28 protein-coding genes and 1 other RNA gene are annotated in these 26,197 nt (G+C 53.9%); 16 read left to right on the top strand and 13 right to left on the bottom strand.

The features are described 5' to 3' along the window. Nucleotides 1-67: 67 nt before the first annotated feature. On the bottom strand, nt 68-802 hold the full coding sequence (locus E5C26_RS18900) for a class I SAM-dependent methyltransferase (RefSeq protein ID WP_135317662.1): 735 nt from the start codon (nt 800-802) through the stop codon (nt 68-70). Nucleotides 803-919: 117 nt separating this feature from the next. Further along, entirely contained in the window at nt 920-1,783 is an 864-nt protein-coding gene (locus E5C26_RS18895) for an aldo/keto reductase family oxidoreductase (RefSeq protein ID WP_135317661.1), read from the bottom strand. Nucleotides 1,784-1,894: 111 nt separating this feature from the next. Here E5C26_RS18895 and E5C26_RS18890 point away from each other — a divergent pair, with 111 nt between their 5' ends. After that, nucleotides 1,895-2,803, top strand: coding sequence for a LysR family transcriptional regulator (locus E5C26_RS18890; protein WP_135317660.1), 909 nt, complete (start codon nt 1,895-1,897; stop codon nt 2,801-2,803). 15 nt (nt 2,804-2,818) lie between these two features. Here the strand turns inward: E5C26_RS18890 and E5C26_RS18885 are convergent, their stop codons facing one another. Beyond that, entirely contained in the window at nt 2,819-3,754 is a 936-nt protein-coding gene (locus E5C26_RS18885; RefSeq protein WP_135317659.1) for a LysR family transcriptional regulator, read from the bottom strand. A 136-nt stretch (nt 3,755-3,890) separates the two neighbouring features. Between E5C26_RS18885 and E5C26_RS18880 the strand changes: the two genes are divergently transcribed. From E5C26_RS18880 to E5C26_RS18870, 3 genes are read left to right on the top strand one after another with little or no spacing between them, the layout of a single operon-like run. Further along, nucleotides 3,891-4,544: a DUF3313 domain-containing protein gene (locus E5C26_RS18880; protein ID WP_135317658.1), complete on the top strand. Its 654-nt coding sequence runs from the start codon at nt 3,891-3,893 to the stop codon at nt 4,542-4,544. A 40-nt stretch (nt 4,545-4,584) separates the two neighbouring features. After that, nucleotides 4,585-4,932: a DUF3302 domain-containing protein gene (locus E5C26_RS18875; RefSeq protein WP_135317657.1), complete on the top strand. Its 348-nt coding sequence runs from the start codon at nt 4,585-4,587 to the stop codon at nt 4,930-4,932. An 8-nt stretch (nt 4,933-4,940) separates the two neighbouring features. After that, the gene (locus E5C26_RS18870) at nt 4,941-6,077 is read left to right on the top strand and encodes an HlyD family secretion protein (RefSeq protein ID WP_135317656.1); all 1,137 of its coding nucleotides are present in this window, start codon (nt 4,941-4,943) and stop codon (nt 6,075-6,077) included. 124 nt (nt 6,078-6,201) lie between these two features. Here E5C26_RS18870 and zinT read toward each other — a convergent pair whose 3' ends face one another. From zinT to smpB, 3 genes are all read right to left on the bottom strand, one after another. Then, on the bottom strand, nt 6,202-6,852 hold the full coding sequence (zinT, locus tag E5C26_RS18865; RefSeq protein ID WP_135317655.1) for a metal-binding protein ZinT: 651 nt from the start codon (nt 6,850-6,852) through the stop codon (nt 6,202-6,204). Nucleotides 6,853-7,168: 316 nt separating this feature from the next. Beyond that, nucleotides 7,169-7,549: a transfer-messenger RNA gene (gene ssrA / locus E5C26_RS18860) on the bottom strand. Nucleotides 7,550-7,598: 49 nt separating this feature from the next. Continuing rightward, complete coding sequence (gene smpB, locus E5C26_RS18855; RefSeq protein WP_135317654.1) at nt 7,599-8,081, bottom strand: SsrA-binding protein SmpB; 483 nt, start codon at nt 8,079-8,081, stop codon at nt 7,599-7,601. A gap of 161 nt (nt 8,082-8,242) precedes the next feature. Between smpB and E5C26_RS18850 the strand changes: the two genes are divergently transcribed. Next, nucleotides 8,243-8,677, top strand: a complete 435-nt coding sequence (locus E5C26_RS18850) for a type II toxin-antitoxin system RatA family toxin (RefSeq protein WP_012146395.1) — start codon at nt 8,243-8,245, stop codon at nt 8,675-8,677. Next, complete coding sequence (locus tag E5C26_RS18845) at nt 8,670-8,954, top strand: RnfH family protein (protein ID WP_135317653.1); 285 nt, start codon at nt 8,670-8,672, stop codon at nt 8,952-8,954. The genes E5C26_RS18850 and E5C26_RS18845 overlap by 8 nt, the downstream gene beginning before the upstream one ends. Before the next feature lie 114 nt (nt 8,955-9,068). Here the strand turns inward: E5C26_RS18845 and bamE are convergent, their stop codons facing one another. From bamE to nadK, 3 genes are all read right to left on the bottom strand, one after another. Beyond that, nucleotides 9,069-9,407 carry an outer membrane protein assembly factor BamE gene (gene bamE, locus E5C26_RS18840; protein ID WP_012146393.1) on the bottom strand — a complete coding sequence of 113 codons (339 nt, stop codon included), beginning with the start codon at nt 9,405-9,407 and terminating at the stop codon, nt 9,069-9,071. A 113-nt stretch (nt 9,408-9,520) separates the two neighbouring features. Beyond that, nucleotides 9,521-11,182: a DNA repair protein RecN gene (recN, locus tag E5C26_RS18835; RefSeq protein ID WP_167796672.1), complete on the bottom strand. Its 1,662-nt coding sequence runs from the start codon at nt 11,180-11,182 to the stop codon at nt 9,521-9,523. Nucleotides 11,183-11,268: 86 nt separating this feature from the next. Then, nucleotides 11,269-12,147, bottom strand: a complete 879-nt coding sequence (gene nadK, locus E5C26_RS18830) for an NAD(+) kinase (RefSeq protein WP_135317652.1) — start codon at nt 12,145-12,147, stop codon at nt 11,269-11,271. Between the two features lie 124 nt (nt 12,148-12,271). Here nadK and grpE point away from each other — a divergent pair, with 124 nt between their 5' ends. Beyond that, the gene (gene grpE, locus E5C26_RS18825) at nt 12,272-12,844 is read left to right on the top strand and encodes a nucleotide exchange factor GrpE (RefSeq protein ID WP_017893731.1); all 573 of its coding nucleotides are present in this window, start codon (nt 12,272-12,274) and stop codon (nt 12,842-12,844) included. Nucleotides 12,845-12,894: 50 nt separating this feature from the next. Here grpE and ung read toward each other — a convergent pair whose 3' ends face one another. Next, nucleotides 12,895-13,578 carry a uracil-DNA glycosylase gene (ung, locus tag E5C26_RS18820; protein ID WP_135317651.1) on the bottom strand — a complete coding sequence of 228 codons (684 nt, stop codon included), beginning with the start codon at nt 13,576-13,578 and terminating at the stop codon, nt 12,895-12,897. Nucleotides 13,579-13,923: 345 nt separating this feature from the next. Here ung and grcA point away from each other — a divergent pair, with 345 nt between their 5' ends. The 3 genes from grcA to E5C26_RS18805 all read left to right on the top strand — a co-directional run bounded on the left by grcA (nt 13,924) and on the right by E5C26_RS18805 (nt 16,205). Then, nucleotides 13,924-14,307 carry an autonomous glycyl radical cofactor GrcA gene (grcA, locus tag E5C26_RS18815; protein ID WP_012146388.1) on the top strand — a complete coding sequence of 128 codons (384 nt, stop codon included), beginning with the start codon at nt 13,924-13,926 and terminating at the stop codon, nt 14,305-14,307. 187 nt (nt 14,308-14,494) lie between these two features. Beyond that, the gene (locus E5C26_RS18810) at nt 14,495-15,457 is read left to right on the top strand and encodes a DUF2974 domain-containing protein (RefSeq protein ID WP_135317650.1); all 963 of its coding nucleotides are present in this window, start codon (nt 14,495-14,497) and stop codon (nt 15,455-15,457) included. Next, a complete protein-coding gene (locus E5C26_RS18805; RefSeq protein ID WP_135317649.1) occupies nt 15,450-16,205 on the top strand; it encodes an ankyrin repeat domain-containing protein in 756 nt (251 codons plus the stop codon). The genes E5C26_RS18810 and E5C26_RS18805 overlap by 8 nt, the downstream gene beginning before the upstream one ends. A gap of 59 nt (nt 16,206-16,264) precedes the next feature. Here E5C26_RS18805 and srmB read toward each other — a convergent pair whose 3' ends face one another. Beyond that, on the bottom strand, nt 16,265-17,590 hold the full coding sequence (gene srmB / locus E5C26_RS18800) for an ATP-dependent RNA helicase SrmB (protein ID WP_135317648.1): 1,326 nt from the start codon (nt 17,588-17,590) through the stop codon (nt 16,265-16,267). 99 nt (nt 17,591-17,689) lie between these two features. On the opposite strand from srmB, the gene trmN reads away from it, so the two are divergent. Further along, the gene (gene trmN / locus E5C26_RS18795; protein ID WP_135317647.1) at nt 17,690-18,472 is read left to right on the top strand and encodes a tRNA(1)(Val) (adenine(37)-N(6))-methyltransferase TrmN; all 783 of its coding nucleotides are present in this window, start codon (nt 17,690-17,692) and stop codon (nt 18,470-18,472) included. 39 nt (nt 18,473-18,511) lie between these two features. Here trmN and nadB read toward each other — a convergent pair whose 3' ends face one another. Beyond that, nucleotides 18,512-20,113, bottom strand: coding sequence for an L-aspartate oxidase (gene nadB, locus E5C26_RS18790; protein ID WP_206194287.1), 1,602 nt, complete (start codon nt 20,111-20,113; stop codon nt 18,512-18,514). A gap of 213 nt (nt 20,114-20,326) precedes the next feature. Here nadB and rpoE point away from each other — a divergent pair, with 213 nt between their 5' ends. The 4 genes from rpoE to rseC are packed head-to-tail and all read left to right on the top strand — an operon-like array spanning nt 20,327 to nt 23,018. Continuing rightward, on the top strand, nt 20,327-20,902 hold the full coding sequence (gene rpoE, locus E5C26_RS18785; RefSeq protein ID WP_012146382.1) for an RNA polymerase sigma factor RpoE: 576 nt from the start codon (nt 20,327-20,329) through the stop codon (nt 20,900-20,902). A 30-nt stretch (nt 20,903-20,932) separates the two neighbouring features. Continuing rightward, complete coding sequence (gene rseA / locus E5C26_RS18780) at nt 20,933-21,586, top strand: anti-sigma-E factor RseA (protein ID WP_012146381.1); 654 nt, start codon at nt 20,933-20,935, stop codon at nt 21,584-21,586. After that, nucleotides 21,586-22,545, top strand: coding sequence for a sigma-E factor regulatory protein RseB (gene rseB / locus E5C26_RS18775; protein ID WP_135317645.1), 960 nt, complete (start codon nt 21,586-21,588; stop codon nt 22,543-22,545). The genes rseA and rseB overlap by 1 nt, the downstream gene beginning before the upstream one ends. Beyond that, nucleotides 22,542-23,018 carry a SoxR-reducing system protein RseC gene (gene rseC, locus E5C26_RS18770; protein ID WP_135317644.1) on the top strand — a complete coding sequence of 159 codons (477 nt, stop codon included), beginning with the start codon at nt 22,542-22,544 and terminating at the stop codon, nt 23,016-23,018. Before rseB ends, rseC begins: the two co-directional genes overlap by 4 nt. Here rseC and E5C26_RS18765 read toward each other — a convergent pair. Further along, nucleotides 23,015-23,854, bottom strand: coding sequence for a hypothetical protein (locus E5C26_RS18765; RefSeq protein ID WP_135317643.1), 840 nt, complete (start codon nt 23,852-23,854; stop codon nt 23,015-23,017). The two genes, rseC and E5C26_RS18765, sit on opposite strands and share 4 nt — an antisense overlap. Nucleotides 23,855-24,396: 542 nt before the next feature. On the opposite strand from E5C26_RS18765, the gene lepA reads away from it, so the two are divergent. Next, complete coding sequence (gene lepA / locus E5C26_RS18760; protein ID WP_135317642.1) at nt 24,397-26,193, top strand: translation elongation factor 4; 1,797 nt, start codon at nt 24,397-24,399, stop codon at nt 26,191-26,193. Nucleotides 26,194-26,197: the final 4 nt, after the last annotated feature.

Below are 26,197 nucleotides of genomic sequence, written 5' to 3'. Positions count from 1 at the left end.
GGTGATTTTGGGGGAGGCAACCTCCCCAATATTGGATGTGTTAAGAATTCACTGTGGCAGGGGACAACTACGCGGGTTTATGGGCGGCCAGAATAAAAATCATCGGGCGTTCTTTCTCTTCGTCCAGCGCGGGGTTTTCTGCGATTTGCTGCGCTGAAGGGCCCCATTCATTGAGATAACTCACGACGAAACCTTGCTGCACCAGCAGATTAAGGTAACTGCCGAGCATGCGGTGCTGCTTGATCACCCCTTCCGCCAACCAGTTTGAAATACGTTGACCTTCCTGCTGATAACCGTTGACCGGCCAGGATTTTTGCCCGTTCTCGTCCACCAACCAGCCCTGCTGTTTTGGTGCGGTATAAATCGGGTGTTCGGCGGTGAAAATAAACTGCCCGCCCGGTACCAGCGCCTGATAAACCGTGGCGAACAGCCGGGCCAGATCTTCGATGTAGTGCAGCGTCAGCGAGCTGTAGGCCAGATCAAAAGATGCCGTTGGCAGATGAAGCTGCTCCAGATCCTGCTGGTGGTATTCAATGCCAGCATCCTCTGTCATCGTCCGTGCCTTATCGAGCATTTTCTCCGACAGATCTAATCCCAAAACGCTGGCGGCACCCTGTTCACGCGCGCTGCGGCAGAACCAACCGTAACCACAACCCAGATCGACCACTTTTTTACCCCGCAAGTCCGGCAGGATGCTGCGGATGGTTGGCCATTCCGGTGCGCCGTTTAGCCCATTTACCGAGCGGCTGAGCTGGGCATAACCGTCAAAGAAGGCCTGATTGTCATAAATATTTTGCGTCATAACGACTCCTGTTCGAGTTAAACCGCTGCCGTAAATTTAGGCAGCGTCGTCATGTTATCCGCACATCTTGCTGATTTCCATGTTAAATAAGTGAACTTGATAGGGGCCAGCTTGCCGTCAGGCAATGGAATCCAGCGATTTGGCAATCTCTTCTGTCCAGGGCAAGTCAGGTACCGCGAGGTTTTCCCGCAGGTGAGCCACGGAGGAAGTACCCGGTATCAGCAAAATATTGGGCGAACGATGATACAACCAGGCCAGAGCGGTTTGCAGCGGCGTGGCCCCGAGGCGTTGGGCAATGTCGGATAATGCCAATGATTGGATCGGACTAAAGCCGCCGAGTGGGAAAAAAGGCACGTAGGCAATGCCTTCACGTGCCAGGCTGTCAATCAGGGCGTCATCGCTGCGGTTGATCAGGTTGTAGTGATTCTGCACGCAGACAATTCGGCAAATATTGCCTGCCTGGGCGACCTGAGCCGGGGTGACATTACTCAGGCCAATATGCTTCACCAGGCCCTGTTGCTGTAGTTCAGCTAATACCGTTAAAGGTGCTTCGATCGAACCTTCTGCTGGGCCATGGGCACTGAACATAATCCTCAGGTTAACCACTTCCAGCGTATCAAGGCCGAGATTGCGCAAGTTGTCATGCACCGCACTTGCCAATTCTTCGGCAGAAAATGCCGGCAGCCATGAGGCATCGGATCCCCGTCGTGCGCCGATCTTGGTGACGATAGTCAGGTCATCCTTGTAGGGATGTAGCGCCTTTTTAATCAGTTGGTTAGTGACATGCGGGCCGTAAAAGTCACTGGTATCAATATGATTAACACCAGACGCGACGGCTTCTCGTAACACCGCCAATGCCGCATCAGGATCTTTCGGCGGACCGAACACGCCCGGACCGGCCAGTTGCATGGCACCGTAGCCAAGTCGCTTGACGTTTCGATCGCCGAGGTTGAAGGTGTTGTGTTGATCGCGGTTGAACATAACCAGTCTCCTTAGAGGGTAAGCGGGGTTACCGCATCCATTGATAATAAGCGTTGCTGCTGACGGTGATAAGTAGCATGGCAGTGGACGGGTTGTACGAGGAAACGGACAATGAACGCTGATTTAGATGATTTACACGCCTTTCTCGCCGTGGCTCGTTCAGGGGGATTCCGCGAAGGGGCCAGAACCCTGGGACGCAGTGCATCCGGCGTGAGCGACGCCATTCGCCGGCTGGAAAAACAGCTCGGTGTCAGGTTGTTTAACCGCACCACGCGCAGCGTAACCCCCACCGCCGCCGGTAATAGCCTGCTGGAAAGGCTATTACCGGCACTGGCTGAAGTGCAGGGGGCGCTTGACGTGGTGAATGGTTTTCGCGATAAGCCTGCTGGTTTGCTAAAACTGAATGTACCAACCAGTGTGGCGCGGCTGGTGTTGCCTACACTGATCCCTGCATTTCTGGCCGCTTATCCGGATATCAGGCTGGAGGTGCAGACAGACGAGAGTTTTGTCGACGTGCTGGCCGCCGGCTGCGATGCCGGTATCCGTTATGAAGAACGGCTGGAAAAGGACATGATTGCGGTACCTATCGGCCCGCGGGTGCAACGCTTTGCCGCCGCTGCTGCGTCGGGCTATCTTGACCGCCGTGGTCGGCCTGAACATCCGCAAGATCTCTTTACCCATGCCTGTCTGCAGGGGCGTTTTCCCAGTGGCAAGACCTATCCCTGGGAGTTTGAACAACAGGATGAGAAAGTGGTTATCTACCCAGATGGCCCGCTGACAGTACAGGCCGGTGGTGCTAGCGATCTGGCCATAGACGCTGCTGTGGCTGGAGTGGGCATTATTTATTTATTTGAGGACTGGTTACGGCCATATTTGAACCGTGGCGATTTGGAACCGGTGCTCGAAGCCTGGTGGCCGCAGTTTTCCGGGCCCTACCTTTATTATTCTGATCGGCGGTTTATCCCAACCCCTTTGCGGACATTTATCGATTTTATCAAGCAGGCACAGGATAACGGCTGATTGAGCTACTGGCAGTTAGACCAATCGATGCTCATGTATTTTGATGGTCTTCATAATGCTGTCCATCATCACCTGCACCCGGTGGGGTAATACCCCGCGTTGGCGGTAAATAAGGTAGGCCTGCATATCGATGCAGCGTTCACGTTCAATGCAGGGTAGCAGCGAACCGGACTCCAGCGCCGAGGCCACCGAGTAATAAGGAGCATGAACGATCCCCAATCCTTGCTTGGCCAGTTCGATCGCCGGCAGAATATTGTCACAGATACTGCTGCCATTGACCGCCACCTGCTCCAACTGACCCTGTAAGTTATATCCGCTCCAGGTATTACGGCTGCCGCCCAACACCCGTAGGGTGATGCAGCGATGCTGTGTCAGTTCCGCCAGTTCGGTTAGAGGAGAGCGGGCAATATAATCCGGTGAGGCGAACAGCCCGACGCGAAAACGGGTCAATGGGCGGGCAATCAGGCTCTCGTTCTGTGGTGGGAACAGACTGATCAGCAAATCGCTGTCGCTGTCGAAAACCGCACCGTACTTTTTCTCACGCTCATCCGGGTTGCGGGTGACTAAATCGACAATCAGCTCAGGAGACTCGCGTAGCAGGGGCGGCAACAGATAACGGGTCAGGAACGAATGAATGCCAATCGGCGCGCCGAGCGTCACTGTGCCGTTCAGGCTTTTTTTATAGGTGCCGGACATATCGAGCAGATCGTTATGTTCATCGAGCAAGAAGGTGGCTCGACGTAAAAACTGTTCGCCAAACTCGGTCAAAGACAGCGTTCGTGGGCTGCGTAAAAAGATCTCCAGGCCAAGCCGCCGCTCCAGTGCTGTCAGGGTGCGCGACACATTGGATTGCGGCATATCCAGCAGTTGCGCTGCCTTGCTGACGCTGGCGGCTTCGGCGATGGTGCGAACGATCCTGAGCTCGTCTATCCTGAAGTCTTTTGCTTTCACAGTGCGTGCCAATCAGAGTTTGTATATCAAAAATGATATACATTTTTGCCGGTATTGTCATATGACTTATCGCTGACCCGCAGGTATTCTTCGGTCAATTATTTGCTACGCATTAAAATTGACATGGAAGATTATTATGAAAATAACCTGCGCGATAATTTTACCTGTGGCGTTAACATTGACTGCTTGTTCGTCTGCCGTCACTGAAAAAGAAAAGTACTCAACGTTTCTGCCTAATTATAATGATATTACCAAGAGCCAATCGGCCTCCGGTAAGGACGTATTATATTGGAAGGATAAGAACGTTGATTTTTCCAAATATAAATATCTGGTTTACCAGCCGATGATCTATTTCCCACGGCCAAAACCCAGCGAAATGGTGAGCCAGCAGGCGCTGGATAATATCCTCAGTTACACCAACAAGCAGTTCAAGCAGGCAATGGGCGCGCATTTTGTCCTGGAGGATGTACCACGTGAAAATACGCTGATTTTCCGTGGTGCTATCACGGCGATCGACACGCAGAAGAAGGGGCTACAGGTGTATGAGGTACTGCCGATTACGCTGTTGGTTGCCGCAACGCAAAGCGTGACCGGCCACCGCACCATGGAAAGCGCCGTTTATATGGAAGGTGAGTTTATCGACGCTTCAACCCACCAGCCGGTAATCAAAGTGGTGCGGAAGGCGTCCGGAGAAAATCTGAATAATGAAAAGTCGCAATTAAAAGTGGCCGATGTGAAAAATGCCATAGATACCATTGCCAATGATATTAAAGAATATAAGACGTCATAGACGTCGGTAATTAGTTTAGCCTTATTAACCAGGGTTTCGCATGTTTCTAGATTACTTCGCTTTAGGCGTATTGATCGCCGTGTTTTTAATTCTGTTTTACGGCGTGATCATTATCCACGATATTCCTTATCTGTTGGCCAAAAAACGCCAGCACCCGCATCAGGATGCCATTCATGTGGCGGGCTGGGTCAGCCTGTTTACCCTGCATGCCATTTGGCCACTGTTATGGATTTGGGCGACCTTATACCGGCCGGAACGGGGCTGGGGAATGAGCGACAAAGCTGAGCAACCTGAGGTGTTGCAGACACGGATTAATCAGCTCGAAAGTGAGTTGCAGCGCATGCAGATGCAGGTTGCAGATCAAAGCTTGTCGTCCAATAAAGGTTAAGTAACAGTATGGATCTCTTAATTATTCTCAGCTACGTTGCGCTGAGCTACGGCGTATTCAAACTGTTTCGTATCCCGGTCAATAAATGGACGGTGCCGACGGCGGTGCTCGGCGGTATTTTTATTGTGGGTGCCTTAATCCTGGGCATGAACTACAACCATCCTTATACCTACCGGGCGCAGAAGATCGCGATATCCGTGCCGATCGTCCCGCAGGTCTCGGGGATGATTGTTGAAGTCACCGATAAAACCAACGTGTTACTGCGCAAAGGGGACATTCTGTTTCGCCTTGATGATACCCGTTACCGCGCCCGTCTGAACAAACTGCAGGCGGAGCTTGCCGGTGCACAGGCGGATGTACGCGGACGCCAGGCGACATTGAATGAGTCTGTCGCGAATGTTCAGCGGGTAAATGCCGAGTATGAGCGTGCCCGCAAGGATTATCAGCGCTACGCCAAAGGCGCGACCATGACGGTCAACCCTTTTTCTGAGCAAGACATCAGCCATGCACAGCAACAATTCCAGGCGCAATCTGCTGCGTTGCAGGCCGCCAGGGCTCAGCATCAGCAGGCGAAGGAACAGCTTTCGGGCCATTTCAATGGTGAAGATGCCCATATTGCCAGCCTGAAGTCACAGATTGCAGAGGCTACTTATAACCTGGAACAAACCATCGTGCGTGCACCCAGTGACGGTTATGTCACGCAAGTGCTGGCCAGACCGGGCACCACCGCAGTGCGTTTGCCTTTCAAGCCGGTGATGATTTTTATTCCGCAGCAAAAACGGCAGGTGGTGGCGGTATTCCGACAAAACTCGATCCTGCGCTTAACCGAGGGTGATAAAGCCGAGGTGGTATTTAACGGCTTGCCGGGCAAAGTCTATGGCGGTTCGGTGACGCGGGTGTTGCCGGTGGTACCGGACGGCAGCTATCAGGCCAGCGGGGCATTGCAGGGGTTAAATGTCGGCGCTCAGCAGGAAGGGGTTTACGTGATGATTGATCTGGCCCCCAGCAAGGAACTCGACAAACTGCCCGATGGCGTGACGGCGCAGACAGCGGTGTATACCGAGCATTTTGAGCATCTTTCCATTATGCGCAAAGTCCTGCTGCGCATGACCAGCTGGATGCACTACCTGTATTTGGATCACTAGCCGTTAGCTGTTTTACAGACACGAAAAAGCCCGCAACGTGAATTGCGAGCTTTTTCGTTATCAGCTTTAAACCACCTCCTCAGGAGGTGGTCTTTTACTATTGCCGCCAGATCTATCATCACCTTCAGTGATGCAGCATATCGTCGACAACCTGCTGCGTTGTCAGTTGGAATGGGTAGTAAGTCGGCCAGTTATCCATTTCCGCCAGCAACGCTTCTTGGGATGTGCTTCCCATAAATATATGGAAATGAGCCGATTTGCGTGGAGCGATGGTGTGATCGCTGAATTGAACATATTTCGGCGCTTGGCTACTGGCATCCTTACATTCAAACAGGTAACGAACCCCTTTTTTGCCAGAGGTGTAGGTCAAGATTTTATATCCTACATAGTCGTACTTGCAGGAATGCTCTTCGTTGCCTCTATGGAACGCCATAACGCCGTTTTCAATCCCGATAGTCTCTATATCGCCAGCGTATCCCTTACGGTAATACTCTTTAATCTGCTCGAAGGTTTTACCCGGATCCTTTTCCGCCTTCTTCTTGAACACCGGGTCAAGGTCCCCATTCTGCAAATAAGGATAGACCGACTGCCATACACCATCCCAATCTGACAGAGTTCTATCCTTCACATTCTTATCATCGAAAACGCCAGCAGCGGCCTTTTGCTCGATTTCCGTCATAGGTTTGCCATGCGAATGGTGGCCATGGGCTGACGCGTAACCACAAACCAAAAACGCGCCCAGCACCAATGAAAGCTTGCCAATATAGCTCCTCAAAATATCACTCTCCTTAAGATCATTAAAAATAAAAAGTTACGATATAACATAACAATTAGCAGTTCAATGCCTTCATCATGCAGGGTGAGGTCTTTCTCTAATGCTTTGGCTTTTTGTACTTCGGTATGTGTGAGGGGTGTGTAGTCCACGCCATGCGGAGGGGCCTCCATAATTGGTATACCTAAACGTATACCAATAAATCCCGGATTTAGCTGGATGTTCTCGGACTATTACAGACACAAAAAAGCCCGCAATGTGAATTGCGGGCTTTTTCGTTATTGTCACTGGATCTATCTGGTATCACCGGTGACCTATTTGGTGGAGCTGGGGGGATTTGAACCCCCGTCCGGAATTACTACACCGTCGGCACTACATGCTTAGTCCAATCTTCACATTCGCCGGTCAGCTGCGGATGGACACGCCACTAACAAACTAGCCTGATTGGGTTTAACGCTTCAGCCCCAGGCAGGACATCCACGCGATCTCTTTTGGGTTTGACCTCTCTTGATCCCCGTCCTAAGAGCGGAGGCTAGGGAGAGAGGGAATCTTCAGTTTCTTAGGCTGATTAAGCTGCTAAAGCAGCAGATTCGAATTGCGAGTCGTTTGCAATTATTTTTTTTGCGGCTTTTAACGAGGCAAACCGCCCCTCGGCATGCTCCTAAGGCCTCACAATCCCGTCGAATCCAGAATCAGCCCCAAGTTACGTCGCGCAGTATAACAGAAGTTTATCCCGTTAAGCCAGTGGCTTATCGGTTGGCGTGCTTCATGATACGGGATTTAGCCGTCTGCCATTCACGATCTTTGATGTCATCGCGCTTATCGTGTTCTTTCTTACCTTTGGCTACGCCGATTTTGATCTTGGCCCAGGCATTTTTCCAATACATGGACAAGGCAACCACGGTGTAACCATCACGGTTTACACGGCCGAGCAGTGAGTCCAGCTCACGTTTTTTCAGCAGGAGTTTACGGGTACGTGTCGGATCGCAGACCACATGCGTAGAAGCTACGTTGAGCGGTGAGACAGTGGCGCCAAACAGGTAGGCTTCACCATCGCGGAAGGTCACGTAGCTGTCACTAATGTTGGCTTTGCCGGCACGCAGCGATTTGACTTCCCACCCTTGCAGAGACAGGCCCGCTTCGAATTCTTCCTCAATGGAGTATTCGAAACGTGCACGCTTGTTTTGCGCAATGGTGGCGGAGCCGGGTTTGTGTGCTTTTTTCTTTGTCATAGTGCGTTCATTATACTGGATGCGTCAGCGAAAGAAATCCTTTACCTCTCAGCACCTGCGCAATTTTTCGCATTTTTGGCCTCTGTGTTGCATAGCAGATTTTTTGTTTGCCGATAGATAAATGGTATGATTTGTACGTTTTGTGTCTCACAGGAAATGATATGCCCCAGATCAGTCGATCTGCGTTAGTGCCATTTAGCGCCGAGCAGATGTATCAGTTGGTTAACGATGTTCATTCTTATCCCGATTTCCTGCCAGGTTGTACCGGCAGCCGGGTGATTAACGCGTCCAACAACGAAATGACCGCCGCGGTAGATGTTGCCAAAGCCGGTATCAGCAAAACTTTTACCACGCGCAACACGCTGCTGGATAACCAGAGCATCAATATGCAACTGGTTGATGGTCCGTTCCGCTCCTTGATGGGGGGCTGGCACTTTACGCCGCTCAGCCCGGAAGCCTGTAAGGTTGAGCTGCACCTGGATTTTGAATTTACCAACAAACTGATCGAGTTGGCGTTCGGCAAGGTGTTTAAAGAGCTGGCGGGTAACATGGTGCAGGCATTCACCCAGCGGGCGAAAGAGGTCTACAGTGTCTGAGATACGGGTCGAGGTGGTTTACGCCTTGCCGGAGCGTCAGTATCTTCGCAATGTCACACTGGCGGAGGGCAGCAGCGTTGAACAGGCGATTGTCGCCTCCGGGCTGCTGGAACTGCGTGGTGATATTGACCTGAAAAGTAACAAGGTGGGCATCTATAGCCGACCGGCCAAGTTGGCAGATGTGCTCAACGATGGCGACCGGGTGGAAATTTATCGCCCCTTGATTGCCGATCCCAAAGAGCTGCGCCGTCAACGGGCAGAGAAGGCAAAAAAATAAGGCGCTAAGAGCGCCTTATTTTTTATCAGAATTTTATCTTCCGAGTTGCAGCCTGGTACTGTCATGAAGAACTTGACGCGTCCCTCACGGGCCGGACGATAGTTCCTGCGCGGATTACTTGGTCAGCGCCGGCTTGTTCTGAATATCGGTCAAGACACCCGCGCTGTTAAAGGTCAGCGTCAGGGTTTGCTGGGTAATATTTTCATGGCCAGGTTGCTGGCGGAACACATAGAACCACGTCTGAGTACCGAACGGGTCCTGCAGCATTGGGGTGCCCAATGTATAAGCGACCTGTTGCTGGGTCATACCTTTTTGAATTTTAGCTACGTCGGTTGACGTCAGGTAGTTCCCTTGGTTGATGTCAGGCCGGTAAACCACCTTCTCAAAAGTAGAACAGCCTGCAGTCAGCATCACAAGAACCACAGCGGCGGCAGTCAGCGTTTTACAGCGCATAGTAATCACATTCCTTTAGGGCATAGGATGCCGATGATAATAGACCTTGCAGCAGTTGGAAACCTTTACAGGGCCCCAATATGACCTCGGGAAAGTAAAAAAGTTGAGCTTTTCTATGCAGCAAGCAGTTCTTTCGCGTTTGCCAGGGTATTTCGGGTGACTTCACTGCCGCCCAAAAGGCGCGCCAATTCTTGCAAGCGGGCGCGTTTATCCAGTGGTGACATCTGTGTTTCGGTTTCTGTGCCGTCGGTCTGTTTGCTGACGAACAGATGCTGATGGCCACAGCCGGCGACCTGCGGCAGGTGAGTGACGCACATAACCTGGGTCGATTCCCCCAACTGGCGCAGCAGGCGACCGACAATGGCGGCGGTTGGGCCGCTGATACCAACGTCCACTTCATCGAAAATCAGTGCTGGCGTTTCCATCTTGCGGGCGGTAATCACCTGGATCGCCAGCGCGATGCGCGACAGTTCACCGCCAGAGGCGACTTTTGCCAGTGCCTGCAACGGTTGGCCGGGGTTGGTGGAAACGCAGAACTCGGTGCGGGTCGCGCCTTCAACACTCAAATATTGCGGTTCGAAGCGCACATCGATATTGAATTTACCGTGCGGCATGGAGAGTGCCTGCATGCTGTCGGTAATCAGCGTGGTCAGCTCAGCGGCATAATGCTGGCGTTTCTGGTGCAATTGCTCCGCCACTTGCAGCGCTTGCTGATGATGCTGCGTGACTGCCTCGTTAAGGTGTTCGTGGTCGCTTTCTTGCTGTGAAAGCAGTTGTTGTTCATCCAGCATTTGTTGGTGCAACTGCGGCAGTTCCTCTGGTGCGACGTGATGTTTACGCGCCAGGTTGATTTGCCGTGACAGGCGCTGCTCGAGTTCTTGCAGACGGTTGGGATCCAGATCCATACGATCGGCGTAGTGGCGCAGTTCATCGCTGGCTTCACTGATTTGGATTGACGCCTCTTCCAGCATATCCAGCAGGCCACTGAGCTTTTCATCCATGCCGACCAGCTCAAGCAGCAGGTGTTTGGCGGTATAAAGCTGGCTCAGCATATTACTTTCTTCGTTATCGGCCAGTAATTGCAGGGTTTGCTGGCTGATGGTCAGCAACTGGCCGCTGTTGGCCAGGCGTTTGAATTCGGTGTCGATTTGTTCAAACTCACCGGCCTGCGGTGCAAACTCGTTCAGCTCTTTCAATTGGTATTGCAGCAGTTGTTTGCGTGCGTCGCGTTCGATGGACTGTTGCTGATGATGAGCCAGTTCGCGGCAGCTTTGGTGCCAGCGCTGGTAAGCCTGCTGCATTTGCATCAGCAGGGCGGGTTCATCGGCGTAGGCGTCGAGCAGTTGTTTTTGATGCTCAGGCTTGAGCAACAACTGATGGGCATGCTGGCCATGGATTTGAATCAGGCGCTGGCCGAGTTCGCGCAGTTGCGAAAGCGGGACGGCGGTGCCATTGATAAAGCCGCGTGAACGGCCATCTGCGTTGATCACCCGGCGCAGCAGGCACTCATTGCTGTCGTCCAGCTGGTTCTGCTCGAGCCATTGCCGTGCAGAAGGGGTGTCCGCCAGTGAGAAACGGGCGCAGATATCGGCACGGGCGGCTCCCAACCGGACGACGTTACCATCGGCGCGATTACCGAGGCACAGCCCCAGCGCGTCGATGGCGATCGATTTGCCGGCGCCGGTTTCACCGGTAATCGCCGTCATACCCGGTTGAAAATCAATTTCCAACTCACGAACGATAGCAAAATTGCTGATGGTCAATTGCGCCAGCATGGGAACCTTCCTGTGTATAAACACATAACTGTAGTTTCATACAGTATAGACTGGTTTTATATACAGTAAAGAGGCTGGCGCAGTTTTTAGAATAATTTTTTTGACCAGCCCAGCTTGGTGCTTAACGTATTGAAATAGCTGTAGTCCTTTGGATGAATAAGATTCAAATGGAAATCACTACGGCGTATCAATACTTCTTCACCTTCCTGGATAGGCAGGGCGATTTGGCTATCGCAGCTGATCTCCAGATCGCTGCCAATCTGCGAAAACTTCAGCCGGATAGTGCTGTTGCCGTTGATCACCAGCGGGCGGGCCGAAAGGGTGTGCGGGAACATCGGCACCAGCGCGATGGCTTCCAGCGACGGCGTCAGGATCGGCCCGCCGGCAGAGAGCGAATAGGCGGTCGAACCGGTCGGGGTGGCGATGATCAGGCCGTCAGAGCGCTGGGAGAAGGCGAAGCGATCGTCGATATACACTTCGAACTCAATCATGTGCGCCACTTTACCGGGGTGCAACACCACTTCGTTGATCGCAGTGCTGATGCGGCACTGCTGGTTTTCCTTGTGTACGATGGTTTCCAGCAGGAAGCGCTGTTCATCGATATATTCGCCTTCCAGCACGTCGGCCAATTGCTGCAATGCGTTGTCGGGATCAAGGTCGGTCAGGAAACCAAGGTTACCGCGGTTAACGCCGATCACTTTAATATCGTAACGTGCCAACACGCGCGCTGCGCCCAGCATATTACCGTCGCCACCGACCACCACGGCCAAATCGGCCTTTTGGCCAATCTCTGCCAGGCTGCCGGTGATGGCGTCTTTCAGCCCCAAATCCTGGGCTATCTGCCGTTCAACCATCACTGAGTAGCCTCGGGCGACCAGCCAGTGAAATAACATTTCATGCGTTGCCAGCGCCGAAGGGTGACGCGGGTGGCCAACAATGCCAATACAGCCGAATTTTTTATTCATTGTTGTGATTTTCCTCACCGGGACCAGTTTATGCCCCACATTGTGACCGGTTGACTTGAAACCCCGGTTTTGATCCCCATAATAAGCCAAGTTGCGAGATTAATGCTAAAACGCGGAGATATTCATGAGTAGTAAAGAACAGAAGACGCCAAACGAGCAAGTCTCGGAAGAAATGGAACAGCAGGAAGTCTTGCCGGAAGCGGCTGAGGGCGTCGATCTGCGGGATGAGCGCATTGCTGAGCTGGAAGCTCAACTGGCCGAAGCCCAGCAGCATGAACGCGACAGCCTGCTGCGTGCCAAAGCGGAAATGGAAAACGTCCGTCGCCGCACCGAGCTGGATATTGAAAAAGCGCACAAATTTGCGCTGGAGAAATTCTCCGGCGATCTGTTGCCGGTGCTTGATAACCTGGAGCGTGCGTTGGATCTGGCGGATAAAAACAATCCGGAGCTGACGGCGATGATCGAAGGTATCGAGCTGACGCTGAAGTCCCTGCAGGACGTCGTGCGTAAGTACGGCATTGAAATTGTTGGCGACACTAACGTGCCGTTCAACCCGGAAGTGCATCAGGCGATGAGCCTGATGGAGTCTGCCGATCACCAGCCAAACCACGTAATGATGGTGATGCAAAAAGGCTATACGCTGAATGGCCGCCTGCTGCGCCCGGCGATGGTCGCGGTTTCCAAAGCCAAGGCTTAAGCGAATTAAGTAAAGAAAAGGCACCTTCGGGTGCCTTTTTTACGTCTAAATCAGCTCTGCGGCAGTTGCGGCAGCCAGTCGATAGGTTGCAACCCCTGTTGCACCAGCAGTTGGTTGGCCTGCGAGAAGTGGTGGCAGCCGAGGAAACCCCGGTGGGCAGAAAGCGGTGAAGGGTGCGGCGCTTTCAGCACGTGGTGGCGGTTGCTGTCGATAAAGTTGCCTTTCTTCTGAGCGTGAGCGCCCCACAGCAGGAACACCACGCCTTCGCGATTTTCATTCAGCGCGGCAATCACTTTATCGGTAAAGGTTTCCCAGCCCAGCTTGGCGTGTGAATGTGCCTGGCCGCCTTCCACCGTCAACACCGTGTTTAGCAGCAGCACGCCTTGTTCCGCCCAGCTTTGCAGGCATCCGTGGCTTGGCCGCTCAAAGCCCGGGATGTCGGTTGCCAGCTCTTTATACATATTCACCAGTGAAGGGGGAGCAGGCACGCCAGGCAGTACCGAGAAAGACAGACCGTGAGCCTGATTTGGGCCGTGATAGGGATCCTGACCCAGGATCACCACCTTTACATCCGCCAGTTCGGTATAACGAAAGGCGTTAAACACGTCTTTTTGAGGCGGGTAAATGGTCTTACCGGCTTGGCGTTCTGCGGCAACAAAGGCAAGCGTTTCATGAAAATAGGGCTGCTCTTTCTCCTTGCCGATGACATCATGCCAGGTGAGGGAGGTGGACATAAACGCTCTCCTTTGTTTTCGTTAACAATTCACTGGGTATAGCTTACCGTTTAGCTTCATACAGTGAAACCCGCTTTTATCCTGGCGCCTTCTCGCTCCATGCAAATAATGTTGAAAATTTACAAAAATAATTGTGAAGCGCCTCGCGGGGAAAATTGACATAAAACATAAACTTGCCCCTTGATGGCGCGTAGGGGCTCCGTGAAAATTGATTTTAATCAAAGAATTGCCCCGTCCGGACTGGTATATAGAACAACAAGACAACAATGGTTTTACCAAATGGCCGAAACCAACATTGGGTTTTTCTCGAAGTAGAATTTTTCGCCCTTGTACGGAGGCAACAACATGATTACTGGTATTCAAATCACTAAAGCGAACGACCAGGCGCTGGTGAACTCTTTCTGGCTGCTGGACGACGAAAAGTCCGAAGCACGCTGTGTTTGCGCGAAAGCCAACTATGCGGAAGACCAGGTCGTTCCGGTTAGCGAACTGGGCCAGATCGAGTACCGTGAAGTGCCGCTGGAAATGCAATCTACCGTGCGCGTTGAAGGGGGGCAGCACCTGAACGTGAACGTACTGCGCCGCGAAACGCTGGAAGATGCCGTTAAGCACCCGGAAAAATACCCGCAATTGACCATTCGTGTGTCAGGTTATGCGGTGCGTTTCAACTCGCTGACGCCAGAACAGCAACGCGACGTGATTACACGTACTTTTACAGAAAGCCTGTAATTGTTCGCGTGATTAATGAGGGAGCTTCGGCTCCCTTTTTTATTGCTGTGACCCGCCAGAAAGTGAATCCTGATCACATTCCTCGCAAAGATAATCGCTCGCATTACAGAACTGCTCCGACCTGCCGATAGCTACAGCAGCACCCATTGAGGTGCGGCATAGATAAGTCTATCGACAAGGAGTCGGCATGAGTATGTCTTTGAGTTTTACCTCTGCGGTTAGCCCTGCGGCCATTCAACCCCCGGTGGCCCGTGCGATACCGGAATCTCTGAATTCGCCACAGCCGATTGAATCCCCCACGGCTAAAGCCCCCGCGGCCACGCTTTCCCCAAACAGTCTGAATGCTCAAAACCTGCTTAATACGCTGGTGAGCGATATGTCGGCCGCTGCGCCGGTTGCCGCTAATCAGGGCGTGACGCGTGGGCAACAGTCGCAGCAGGGGGACTATACGCTGGCGCTGCTGGCTAAGGACGTTTACAGCACCAGCAGTCAGGGCGTTGGCGGTTTCACCCGCTTGAACGACAGTGCCTTGCTCGGCGCCGGTATTGATCCTGCCAGTCTGCATGACTCGGCATCGGGTTTTCAGGCCGGTATCTACAGTGATAATCAGCAGTACGTACTGGCCTTTGCCGGCACCAATGATATGCGTGATTGGCTGAGCAATGTGCGCCAGGCGACCGGTTATGATGATGTGCAGTACAATCAGGCGGTTGCGGTTGCCAAAAGCGCCAAAGCGGCATTTGGCGAGGCACTGGTGATTGCCGGCCATTCGCTGGGTGGTGGCCTGGCGGCAACGGCGGCGCTGGCGACGGGTACGGTGGCGGTTACTTTTAATGCCGCAGGCGTTTCCGATTACACGCTGAACCGTATGGGGATCGATCCGGCAGCGGCGAAGCAGGATGCGCAGGCCGGTGGCATCCGTCGTTACAGCGAACAATATGACATGCTGACCGGTACGCAGGAGTCCACTTCACTGATCCCGGATGCGATCGGGCATAAAATCACGCTGGCCAATAACGATACGCTGAACGGTATCGACGACTGGCGGCCGAGCAAACATGTGGATCGCAGCCTGACCGCGCACGGAATCGATAAGGTCATCAGTTCGATGGCTGAGCAAAAGCCATGGGAGACCAGGGCCAATGCCTGACAGACGGCGCGTACGGCAGACGTTGATTATCGCCATACTGGCGCTGACAGCGATCGCCGGTTTGCTGATGATGGCTAAGGAGCAACAGATGAATCAGGAAAACTCTCCCTTCAACGGGTACGGCAATCTGGCGCTGGCCCAGGCGGTAGCGCGCGGTGACACCAAGGGGATCCTTGAACAGGCAACGAAGAGGCGTCTGAGCGAGCAGGGTGACCGTCAGGTTACTTTGCTGCAATGGGCGATACTGTCGCAGCAACCGCAAAGTCTGGCCTTACTGCTGGAACTGGGGGCCGATGCCTCCATTCCGGGGCTGGATGGCAACAGTGCTTTGCATACTGCCGCCGCAGTGCAGGATCCGCAATATCTACGGCTGTTGCTGGAGCAGGGGGTTGCGGTTAACCCGCGTAATGCGCTGACCGGTGCTACTCCCTTGGCGGCGGCGGTGTTGGCCGGCCGGGAGGAGCAACTGCGGTTGCTGTTGGTCTCCGGGGCGGATGTTACGCTGAGCGATCGGTTGGGTGATACGCCTTTGCACCTGGCGGCAAAAATCAATGCGCCGCGGTTAGCGTTGATGTTGTTGCAGGCAGGAGCGGATGCCAAAGCCCGCAACCAGCAGGGGATGACCTTCCAGTTCTATTTCTCGCAGACACCGACGTCGTTGCAGAATGAAGAAATGCGTGATGGCTATCGTCAATTGAATGCCTGGCTAAAAGCCCATCAGCAGGCGGCGCATTACGCACAGCCGTAGCGGGCATAAAAAAACCGCCTTCAGGTTAATGGAGGCGGTTTTTATTCACTACGGCAGCATTACTTCGCGCCGTTGCTCTCAGGTTTTGCCTTTGGCTGGCGACGTTTGCCCACGTTTTTCGCATCGCGATGACGTACTTTCACCTTGGCTTTTTCTTTGTTCTTTTCTTTGTCGGCGGCGCGTTTGGCTATCACCTTCTTGGAAGGTTTGCCGTTGCTTTTCTCGCTCGGTACTTTGGTTGAAGGACGTAACTCTTCAATTACCCGCGCTTTCAACGGCTCGTTCAGGTAACGGCCCACTTTGCCCAACAGCAGGTGGTCGTGTGCCTCAACCAGCGAGATCGCGGTACCTTTACGCCCGGCACGACCGGTACGGCCGATGCGGTGCAGGTAGGTATCCGCGGTACGCGGCATGTCGAAGTTGAATACGTGGGTGATATCCAGGATATCCAGACCACGGGCAGCAACGTCGGTGGCGACCAGCACGTTGACACGGCCGTCCATCATGCGTTTTACCGCTTCGTTACGCTTGGCCTGCACCATTTCGCCTTCGAGGTAACAGGTATTGATGCCTGCTTCGCGCAGCCAGGCCGCCAGCTCATGCACGCGCTCACGCTTACGCACGAAGATCACGGATTTCTGCACATCCGGTTGTTGCAACAAATGCACCAGCAGGGCGGTTTTATGCTGAACGTCGTCGGCACGGTAGTACCACTGCAGGATCTTTTTGCGCTCACGGCGTGACGGGTCAGCCTCGACTTCTACCGGCTCTTTCAGAATGCGTTCGGCGAATTCGCGGATGGCGTCGCCTTCCAGCGTTGCGGAGAACAGCAGGGTCTGGTTACGCCAGCGGGTTTCGGCGGAAATGGTTTCGATGTCCTGCGCGAAGCCCATGTCGAGCATGCGGTCGGCTTCATCGAGGATCAGCGTTTCTACCGCGCGGCAGTCGAAGTTTTCTTCTTTAATGTATTGCAGCAGACGACCGGTGGTGGCAACGACCACGTCCTGGTTTTCGCTGAAGACTTCCGCGTGGTTCATATAGGCGACGCCACCGGTGATGGTAGCGATATCCAGCGAAGTATGAGCAGCCAGTTCACGTGCCTGATCGGCTACCTGCATCGCCAGCTCGCGTGTCGGGGTCAGGATCAGTACGCGCGGTGGGCCGGACTTCTTGCGTGGGAAGTCGAGCAGATGTTGCAATACCGGCAGCAAAAATGCAGCGGTCTTGCCGGTGCCGGTCGGCGCCGAACCCAATACGTCGCGCCCATCCATCGCAGGCGGGATCGCCTCGGCTTGAATGGCGGTTGGGCGTTCGTAGCCTTTATCACGCAGGGCGTTTATCAGGCGTTCATCGAGTTCGAGCTCGGAAAAATTGGTTACTGTCATGGTCTACCTCTACTTGGGGCGCCGATTATAGACGGGTTGGCCGCGTTCTTCACCTATTTAAGCGGAAAGCATGTCTTTTCCCAAAAATCAGATTGCCTTATGCTACGCCAGTTTTGTATTCAGGTGGTTATTGTGAGCACTCAATCGAAAGCGAATTTTACTCCGCGTCGCGGCGGTTTTACCTTCAAACAATTTTTTGTTGCTCACGATCGCTGTGCAATGAAAGTGGGTACCGATGGCGTGTTGCTCGGTGCATGGGCTCCCCTGGCGCAGGCGCAACGGGTGCTGGATATTGGCAGCGGTAGCGGATTGATCGCGCTGATGCTGGCGCAGCGTACCGCCGAGAACGTGCAGATTGACGCTGTAGAGCTGGATGAAGCCGCTGCCGCCCAGGCGCGTGACAATGTGCTGGAATCCCCTTGGTCGCCGCGCATTCAGGTACATGCGCAGGATATTCACCATTTTGCCCAGCATCATGCCGGTGAATATGACCTGATCGTCAGCAACCCGCCGTATTTCGAACCTGCTGTCGCCTGTCGCGACCAGGCGCGTCACAACGCACGTTATACCGAAACCCTGACCCACGATGTCCTGCTGGCCAGTGCGGAACAGTTAATCGCGCCGCAGGGGACCTTTTGCGTGGTGCTGCCGCATGACATTGGTGAAGCTTTCGAAAGCAATGCGCAGCTACGCGGCTGGCATACTGCGCAGCGGCTGAATGTCAGCGATCGCGCCGATACGCCGATGCACCGGGTATTGTTAGCCCTGACGCGTCAGCCCGCGGAAGATGCAACCGAGCAGAGGCTGGCGATTAAGTTGGCCGATGGCAGCTATACCGATGATTTTCGCCGTCTGATTACCGATTTCTATTTGTTCTACTGAGATGAAAAGGGCACCGCTATGGGTGCCCTGGCGATGCGATTAAGGCTGCAGGATGGTCGGCAACGCTTCCGGCAACAGATCCGGATAGTCCAGCGTATAGTGCAACCCACGGCTTTCCTTGCGCTCCATGGCGCTGCGGACGATAAGCTCCGCTACCTGCACCAAATTACGCAGTTCCAGCAGATTGTTGGAGATGCGGAAGTTGGCATAATACTCGTCAATTTCTGCCTGAAGCGTATTAATGCGGCGCAGCGCGCGTTCTAGCCGTTTGGTGGTGCGCACGATCCCCACGTAGTCCCACATAAACAATCGCAATTCATGCCAGTTATGTTGAATCACCACTTGTTCGTCGGCGTCGTCCACCCGGCTTTCATCCCACTGCGGCAGCTGTTTCGCCAGCTTGATAGACGGCAGGCGCATCATGATGTCTTCCGCCGCCGACCAACCATAGACCAGGCATTCCAGCAATGAGTTGGACGCCATGCGGTTAGCGCCGTGCAGGCCGGTATAGCTGACCTCGCCAATGGCATACAACCCATCGAGGTCGGTACGCCCGTGCTGATCGACCATCACGCCGCCACAGGTATAGTGTGCTGCGGGGACGATAGGGATCGGCTGGCGGGTCAGATCAAAGCCCAGCGTCAGCAGTTTTTCATGGATCATCGGGAAATGCTGGGTAATGAATTCAGCCGGTTTATGGCTGATATCCAGATACATGCAATCCGCACCCAGGCGTTTCATTTCGTGGTCGATGGCGCGCGCGACTACGTCACGTGGTGCCAGCTCGCCGCGTGGGTCAAAATCGGGCATAAAGCGGCTGCCGTCCGGGCGCTTCAGATAAGCCCCTTCACCGCGCAAGGCTTCGGTCAGCAGGAAGTTACGCGCCTGTGGGTGGAACAGGCAGGTCGGGTGGAACTGGTTGAACTCCAGATTGGCGACGCGGCAACCTGCGCGCCAGGCCATGGCGATACCGTCGCCGGAGGAGATATCCGGGTTGGTGGTGTATTGGTACACCTTGGCTGCACCGCCGGTAGCCAGCACCACGGTTTTGGCGCGGTAGGTTTCTACCTGCTCCAGCTCGCGGTTCCACACGTAAGCACCGACTACCCGGCGAGTGCCCGGTAAGCCGACTTTGTTCGAGGTGATCAGATCGACCGCATTACGGCGTTCCATCACGCAAATATTGGGGTGGTTGCTTGCTTTCCCCACCAGGGTGGTCTCTACTTCTTTACCTGTAGCATCAGCGGCATGCAGGATACGGCGGTGGCTGTGCCCCCCTTCCCGCGTCAGGTGGTAATGTGCTTCGCCCTGAGCGTTGACCTCAGTGTCGAACAGTACCCCCTGATCGATCAGCCACTGAACGCAGTGGCGCGCATTGCCGGCGATAAACTCAACGGCGTCTTTGTCACACAGGCCGGCTCCGGCAATCAAAGTGTCATCTACGTGTGAGGCAATGCTGTCCGTTTCATCGAAAACCGCGGCGATCCCGCCTTGGGCATAAAATGTGGCGCCTTCGTTGAGCGGCCCCTTGCTGAGTACGGTAACCTTGCAATGCTGCGCCAGACGCAGCGCCAGTGACAGGCCGGCAGCACCGCTGCCGACGATCAGTACATCGCTAACATGTTCAGATGATGGTTGCATAGCGTATGATGTGTGCAGAAGAAGAGTGAAATTCATGTTAGCCTAATTGTCCGGGCAAAAGCCACGGATGGGTGACATCAACATAAAAAACAATGGCAATACGGAACTTCGTGTTCTGTATGAACTCCAAGCGAGTGCTTGCTCAGGAAAATAATGTATGGCTGGCAGTACAATTTTACGCGTGGAGACGGATTTGGGGAGAGTTTACCTCGGATGAGCGAGCAGTTAACGGATCAAGTTCTGGTTGAGCGGGTCCAAAAGGGCGATCAGAAATCGTTTAACTTACTGGTAATTCGTTACCAGCATAAAGTGGCGAGTCTCGTTTCCCGATATGTACCGCAGGGCGATGTGCCGGATGTGGTACAGGAGTCGTTTATTAAAGCCTATCGCGCACTGGAATCATTCCGTGGGGATAGCGCTTTCTATACCTGGTTGTATCGAATTGCTGTGAATACGGCAAAAAATTATTTAGTGGCTCAGGGCCGTCGTCCGCCATCCAGCGATGTGGATGCCAACGATGCCGAAAATTACGAAAGTGCGGGTGCACTGAAAGAAATTTCGAACCCTGAGAACTTAATGTTGTCAGAAGAGCTGAGACAGATAGTTTTCCGTACCATTGAGTCTCTCCCTGAGGATCTTCGCATGGCGATTACCCTGCGGGAGTTGGATGGTCTAAGCTACGAAGAGATAGCTGCCATCATGGATTGCCCGGTCGGAACCGTACGTTCGCGTATTTTCCGCGCCAGGGAGGCTATCGATAATAAAGTTCAACCGCTGATTCAACGTTAGCAATGGCGAACACAGGAAGGGTACTTAGGCATGCAGAAAGAAAAGCTTTCCGCTCTGATGGATGGAGAATCGCTCGACAGCGAGCTGCTGAGTTCGTTGTCTAAAGACAGGGCGCTTCAACAAAGCTGGCAGAGCTATCACCTGATACGTGACACACTACGGGGTGATATCGGACAAGTCATGCATCTCGATATCGCAGATCGTGTTGCTGCTGCACTTGAGAAAGAACCTGCACGTCTGGTTCCTTCTGCAGTTCCGGAATCTCAGCCGCAACCTCACACCTGGCAGAAAATGCCGTTCTGGCACAAAGTCCGCCCTTGGGCCAGCCAGATCACTCAGATTGGTATGGCGGCCTGCGTGTCGCTGGCGGTGATTGTAGGCGTACAGCAATACAATCAACCGGCTGCACAATCTGGCGCTGCTGAATCACCGGCGTTTAATACCCTGCCAATCATGGGGCAGGCGTCACCGGTCAGCCTCGGCGTGCCGGCAGACAGTTTCTCCACCGGCAGCGGTCAACAGCAGCAGGTGCAGGAACAGCGCAAACGCATTAACGCTATGCTGCAGGATTATGAGTTGCAACGTCGTTTGCATTCTGATCAGCTGCAGCTTGAGCAAAGCACCCCACAACAGGCTGCCGTTCAGGTACCCGGAACTCAGTCTTTAGGAATGCAACAGCAGTAATGAAGCAAATTTGGTTCTCCGTCTGTCTATTGACGGGCAGCCTGCTCTACTCAAACATCGCCCCGGCGCAGCCCTCTGCGTCCGGGGCGTTGTTACAACAGATGAGCAGTGCCAGCCGTTCGCTCAATTATGAACTCGCCTATATCAGCATCAGCAAGCAGGGGATCGAATCGCTGCGCTATCGCCATGCGGTGATTGACCAGCAGCCCCTCGGCCAATTACTGCATATGGATGGCCCACGCCGTGAAGTGCTGCAGCGTGGCGAGGGGATTAGCTACTTCGAACCCGGCCTGGAGCCTTTCACGCTGTCCGGCGATCACATCGTCGATGCGTTGCCTTCCATTGTTTATGCTGATTTTGACCGCCTGGCGAAATATTACGATTTCATCTCCGTCGGTAGCACCCGCATTTCCGATCGTCCCTGCGAAGTGATCCGCGTGGTTGCCCGCGATGGTTCACGCTATAGCTATATTGTCTGGATGGATGAAGCCACCAAGCTGCCGTTGCGGGTGGATTTGATCGACCGTGATGGCGAAACGCTTGAGCAATACCGGGTGATTTCGTTTGTCGTCGGGTCGCAGGTACAAGGCGTAATGCAGGGGCTGATCAAGGCTAATCTGCCACCGTTACTGTCGCTTCCGGCGGTAGATAAAATCAAGTTGAGCTGGAGCACGGGCTGGTTACCGGCAGGGGTCGATGAAGTCGCACGTAACCGCCGCAAGTTGCCGAATGTGACCGAACCTGTTGAATCGCGGCTCTACAGCGACGGCTTGTTCAGTTTCTCGGTCAACGTCAGTCCAGCGGGCAGCGGTGCCGGCCAGCAGTATTATCGCCAGGGGCGTCGCACTATCCAGACCGAAGTCCGTAACGGCAATGAGATCACTATCGTGGGCGAACTGCCGCCGGCGACGGCCAAGCGCATTGCTGACAGCATTTCCTTCAAGGTGTCACCACAATGATGAAAGAGTGGGCCACGGTCGTTTCGTGGCAACAGGGCGTGGCGCTGCTGCGCTGTGAACCGAAAGCCGGATGTGGCAGTTGTACTGCCCGTTCTGGCTGTGGCGCGCGGGCATTGAATGAGCTGGTACCGGAAACCGAGCACCAGTTGCAGGTGCATATCGCGCAGCCGCTTGAACCGGGTCAGCGGGTTGAGGTGGGTATTGCGGAAGGCAGCCTGCTGCGTTCGGCAATGCTGGTTTATCTGACGCCGCTACTGGGCATGATGCTGGGGGGCAGCCTGTTGCAATACTGGCTGGGTACCGATGCCTCTGCCGCGCTTGGCGCACTGCTGGGCGGTGGCGCGGCCTTTATCCTGGCGCGCAGTCTGGCACGCCGCCTCGGTGAACAGTCAAATTACCAACCCATCGTTCTGCAAATTGGTTTACCGCCTGGCGCCCTGCGTCTGCAAACGGAAAACCAGCCTCTGCATTAAAACTGCTGCCGCGTCATCGCCGGGTTATGGTAGGCGGTGATGCGGGTGTAAATCATATGCTCCAGCAGCGCGATAAACAGATCGGCGCTGAGCAGCGAAAAATATCCGATAGTAAATAACGCGTTGCCCTGATTATCCAACAGGCGAATGGTGCCGCGCTGCGGATTATTTTCCAGCTCGCGGATCTGCTCAATCGGGATAGATCCTTTAGCTGTGATCAGTGCCGTCGAGCTCAGGCTCAACGTTTGGGCTGATTGTCCTTTCCGATGGCCAGGCAGCAATTGAGTCAGCCAGCGAGCGCCGCAACTGAGATAGTGAAACGACAACACTTCCCCCTGGTACAGTGCATTCAACGCCAGCGGGCCACGCTGTTGGATCTGCTGAGCGATAATGGTATCTGCCAGCCGCAAGGAATGGGAAACATTGCTGAACACCGGACACCAGGGTTGATCTGCTGACGCGCGAAACGCCATTACATCCAATACCCCCCCAAACAGACGACCGCCGCGAAAACGATAAATATCACCAATTTTTTCAAAGGGGATAAACCGTTCTTTATGACTGTGTGGGTTAATCACCCGAACACCGTGTTCGTACAGGCGATAGGTCAAGGTTGGCCGCAGGTAATGGCGCAGTGCCAGCAGGATACAGCCGAGTAAAATAGTCGCTGCGCCGGTTTTCAGTAAGGTCAGTACCTCATTTTCATCCATGTTGCTCAGCAGCGGCAGCAACAGCAGTGCCGCACCGAGAGTTAACAGCAGCGCTGCCGCTGCCAGAATGCCCCAATTGACCTTTGAAAAATCGTGCCGGCTCAGCATTTGCCCTTTATCGATCATTATGCACCTTCCAATCAACACGCAGAGATATGCTGGTGAACCCCGGTGGGCATGCCGATGTAGTGCCCTGAGTTTTGTTTTATCGCGGTGTTCCCCTCCATTTCTATAGAAGCTGCCGGGAGGCGTATATCGGGTTTTTCCTAAAGCCGGAGGGGCAAAATGCAATTCTAAGATGTTGATCCAAATATTATTTTATTAGTAATTAGGAGAGGGTTTATTGCGTTATTGGCGGTTATGTATTAATGCGGGAGCCTGCCGGTGATGGGTAAGGAAATGCGGGCGGGATTGATAGCCATAACTTCCCCTTTTGGCTGCATTGGGCTTTGTTAACATCCGCTTTCATAACCCGGGGCGCTCTGTAACATTAAAGTGTACATAATAGAATGCCTTCACTGCACCGATCGCTAGGTTTTCAGTGTTGTGGCATGTAGAATGCTGCGATTCAGGCGCAAGACGGCCGAACCCATTCACTGTCGCTTTAGGTCCATGCGGGTTTCTATAGGCGAGTAATTCAGAAATACCAAGGCAGAAAAACTTTTATAATGAAGCATATACGAAATTTCTCCATTATTGCCCACATTGACCACGGTAAGTCGACGCTGTCCGACCGTATTATCCAAATCTGCGGTGGCTTGACCGAACGTGAAATGGCCGCACAGGTGCTCGATTCTATGGATCTTGAGCGCGAGCGTGGCATCACCATCAAAGCGCAGAGCGTGACGCTGGATTATAAGGCGCAGGACGGCCAAACCTACCAGCTCAACTTTATCGACACGCCTGGGCACGTTGACTTCTCCTACGAGGTTTCCCGTTCACTGGCCGCCTGTGAAGGCGCACTGCTGGTGGTCGATGCCGGGCAGGGCGTAGAAGCCCAGACGCTGGCCAACTGCTACACCGCGCTGGATATGGATCTGGAAGTGGTGCCGGTACTGAACAAAATTGACTTGCCGGCTGCCGATCCCGATCGCGCCGCGCAGGAAATTGAAGACATCGTTGGCATCGACGCTACCGATGCGGTGCGTTGCTCGGCCAAAACCGGCGTCGGCGTACCAGAGGTGCTCGAACGCCTGGTGCGTGATATTCCGGGGCCGCAAGGCGATCCGGAAGCGCCACTGCAGGCACTGATCATCGACTCCTGGTTCGATAACTATCTGGGCGTAGTTTCCCTGGTGCGCGTCAAGAACGGCACCATGCGCAAGGGCGACAAGATCAAGGTCATGAGCACCGGCCAGACCTATAATGCCGATCGTCTGGGCATCTTCACTCCGAAACGTGTCGATCGCGACGTGTTGAACTGTGGTGAAGTGGGCTGGTTGGTCTGTGCAATTAAAGACATCCTTGGCGCACCGGTGGGCGATACCCTGACACTGGCTCGTCAACCGGCGGACAAAGCCTTGCCGGGCTTCAAAAAAGTGAAGCCACAGGTTTACGCGGGCCTGTTCCCGATCAGCTCCGACGACTATGAATCCTTCCGCGATGCGCTGGGCAAGCTTAGCCTGAACGACGCCTCGCTGTTCTACGAGCCAGAGAGCTCCACTGCGCTGGGCTTCGGCTTCCGCTGTGGCTTCCTCGGCCTGTTGCACATGGAGATCATTCAGGAACGTCTGGAGCGTGAATACGATCTGGAGCTGATTACCACCGCGCCAACGGTAGTGTATGAAGTGGAAACCACCAGCAAAGAGACTATCTACGTGGATAGCCCATCCAAGCTGCCGCCACTCAATAACATCGAAGAGCTGCGTGAACCGATCGCTGAGTGTCACATGCTGATGCCGCAGGAGTTTCTGGGTAACGTGATCACTCTGTGTATCGAGAAACGCGGTGTGCAGACCAACATGGTTTACCACGGTAACCAGGTTGCACTGACTTACGAAATTCCGATGGCGGAAGTGGTACTCGACTTCTTCGACCGTCTGAAATCCACCTCGCGCGGTTATGCGTCGCTGGATTACAACTTCAAACGCTTCCAGACCTCTGACATGGTGCGCGTCGACGTGTTGATCAACAACGAGCGCGTGGATGCGCTGGCGCTGATTACTCACCGCGACAATTCGCAGTACCGTGGCCGTGAGCTGGTAGAGAAGATGAAAGAGCTGATCCCACGCCAGCAGTTCGATATTGCCATCCAGGCCGCTATCGGGACTCATATCATCGCGCGTGCGACGGTGAAACAGTTGCGTAAAAACGTTTTGGCGAAATGCTACGGCGGTGACGTCAGCCGTAAGAAGAAGCTGCTGCAGAAACAGAAAGACGGTAAGAAACGCATGAAGCAGGTGGGTAACGTCGAGTTGCCGCAAGAAGCGTTCCTGGCCATTCTGCACGTTGGCAAGGACAAGTAAGTAA

The organism is Serratia proteamaculans (assembly GCF_004684015.1).
In the GTDB taxonomy this organism is placed as follows: domain Bacteria; phylum Pseudomonadota; class Gammaproteobacteria; order Enterobacterales; family Enterobacteriaceae; genus Serratia; species Serratia proteamaculans_F.
The sequence above is the reverse complement of the archived record's forward strand: the minus strand, read 5'-3'. Positions and strand labels throughout refer to the sequence as shown.

Bases quoted from the DNA above. Each gene is read 5' to 3' on its own strand.
- trmN (WP_135317647.1), top strand. From the start codon at position 17,690: ATGCTACGCCAGTTTTGTATTCAGGTGGTTATTGTGAGCACTCAATCG.
- rseC (WP_135317644.1), top strand. From the start codon at position 22,542: ATGATGAAAGAGTGGGCCACGGTCGTTTCGTGGCAACAGGGCGTGGCG.
- E5C26_RS18900 (WP_135317662.1), bottom strand. From the start codon at position 802: ATGACGCAAAATATTTATGACAATCAGGCCTTCTTTGACGGTTATGCC.
- bamE (WP_012146393.1), bottom strand. From the start codon at position 9,407: ATGCGCTGTAAAACGCTGACTGCCGCCGCTGTGGTTCTTGTGATGCTG.
- E5C26_RS18850 (WP_012146395.1), top strand. From the start codon at position 8,243: ATGCCCCAGATCAGTCGATCTGCGTTAGTGCCATTTAGCGCCGAGCAG.
- srmB (WP_135317648.1), bottom strand. From the start codon at position 17,590: ATGACAGTAACCAATTTTTCCGAGCTCGAACTCGATGAACGCCTGATA.
- E5C26_RS18895 (WP_135317661.1), bottom strand. From the start codon at position 1,783: ATGTTCAACCGCGATCAACACAACACCTTCAACCTCGGCGATCGAAAC.
- E5C26_RS18765 (WP_135317643.1), bottom strand. From the start codon at position 23,854: ATGATCGATAAAGGGCAAATGCTGAGCCGGCACGATTTTTCAAAGGTC.
- rseA (WP_012146381.1), top strand. From the start codon at position 20,933: ATGCAGAAAGAAAAGCTTTCCGCTCTGATGGATGGAGAATCGCTCGAC.
- E5C26_RS18805 (WP_135317649.1), top strand. From the start codon at position 15,450: ATGCCTGACAGACGGCGCGTACGGCAGACGTTGATTATCGCCATACTG.
- ung (WP_135317651.1), bottom strand. From the start codon at position 13,578: ATGTCCACCTCCCTCACCTGGCATGATGTCATCGGCAAGGAGAAAGAG.
- E5C26_RS18880 (WP_135317658.1), top strand. From the start codon at position 3,891: ATGAAAATAACCTGCGCGATAATTTTACCTGTGGCGTTAACATTGACT.
- E5C26_RS18890 (WP_135317660.1), top strand. From the start codon at position 1,895: ATGAACGCTGATTTAGATGATTTACACGCCTTTCTCGCCGTGGCTCGT.
- grcA (WP_012146388.1), top strand. From the start codon at position 13,924: ATGATTACTGGTATTCAAATCACTAAAGCGAACGACCAGGCGCTGGTG.
- E5C26_RS18810 (WP_135317650.1), top strand. From the start codon at position 14,495: ATGAGTATGTCTTTGAGTTTTACCTCTGCGGTTAGCCCTGCGGCCATT.
- E5C26_RS18870 (WP_135317656.1), top strand. From the start codon at position 4,941: ATGGATCTCTTAATTATTCTCAGCTACGTTGCGCTGAGCTACGGCGTA.
- grpE (WP_017893731.1), top strand. From the start codon at position 12,272: ATGAGTAGTAAAGAACAGAAGACGCCAAACGAGCAAGTCTCGGAAGAA.
- smpB (WP_135317654.1), bottom strand. From the start codon at position 8,081: ATGACAAAGAAAAAAGCACACAAACCCGGCTCCGCCACCATTGCGCAA.
- lepA (WP_135317642.1), top strand. From the start codon at position 24,397: ATGAAGCATATACGAAATTTCTCCATTATTGCCCACATTGACCACGGT.
- rseB (WP_135317645.1), top strand. From the start codon at position 21,586: ATGAAGCAAATTTGGTTCTCCGTCTGTCTATTGACGGGCAGCCTGCTC.
- rpoE (WP_012146382.1), top strand. From the start codon at position 20,327: ATGAGCGAGCAGTTAACGGATCAAGTTCTGGTTGAGCGGGTCCAAAAG.
- recN (WP_167796672.1), bottom strand. From the start codon at position 11,182: ATGCTGGCGCAATTGACCATCAGCAATTTTGCTATCGTTCGTGAGTTG.
- nadK (WP_135317652.1), bottom strand. From the start codon at position 12,147: ATGAATAAAAAATTCGGCTGTATTGGCATTGTTGGCCACCCGCGTCAC.
- nadB (WP_206194287.1), bottom strand. From the start codon at position 20,113: ATGCAACCATCATCTGAACATGTTAGCGATGTACTGATCGTCGGCAGC.
- E5C26_RS18875 (WP_135317657.1), top strand. From the start codon at position 4,585: ATGTTTCTAGATTACTTCGCTTTAGGCGTATTGATCGCCGTGTTTTTA.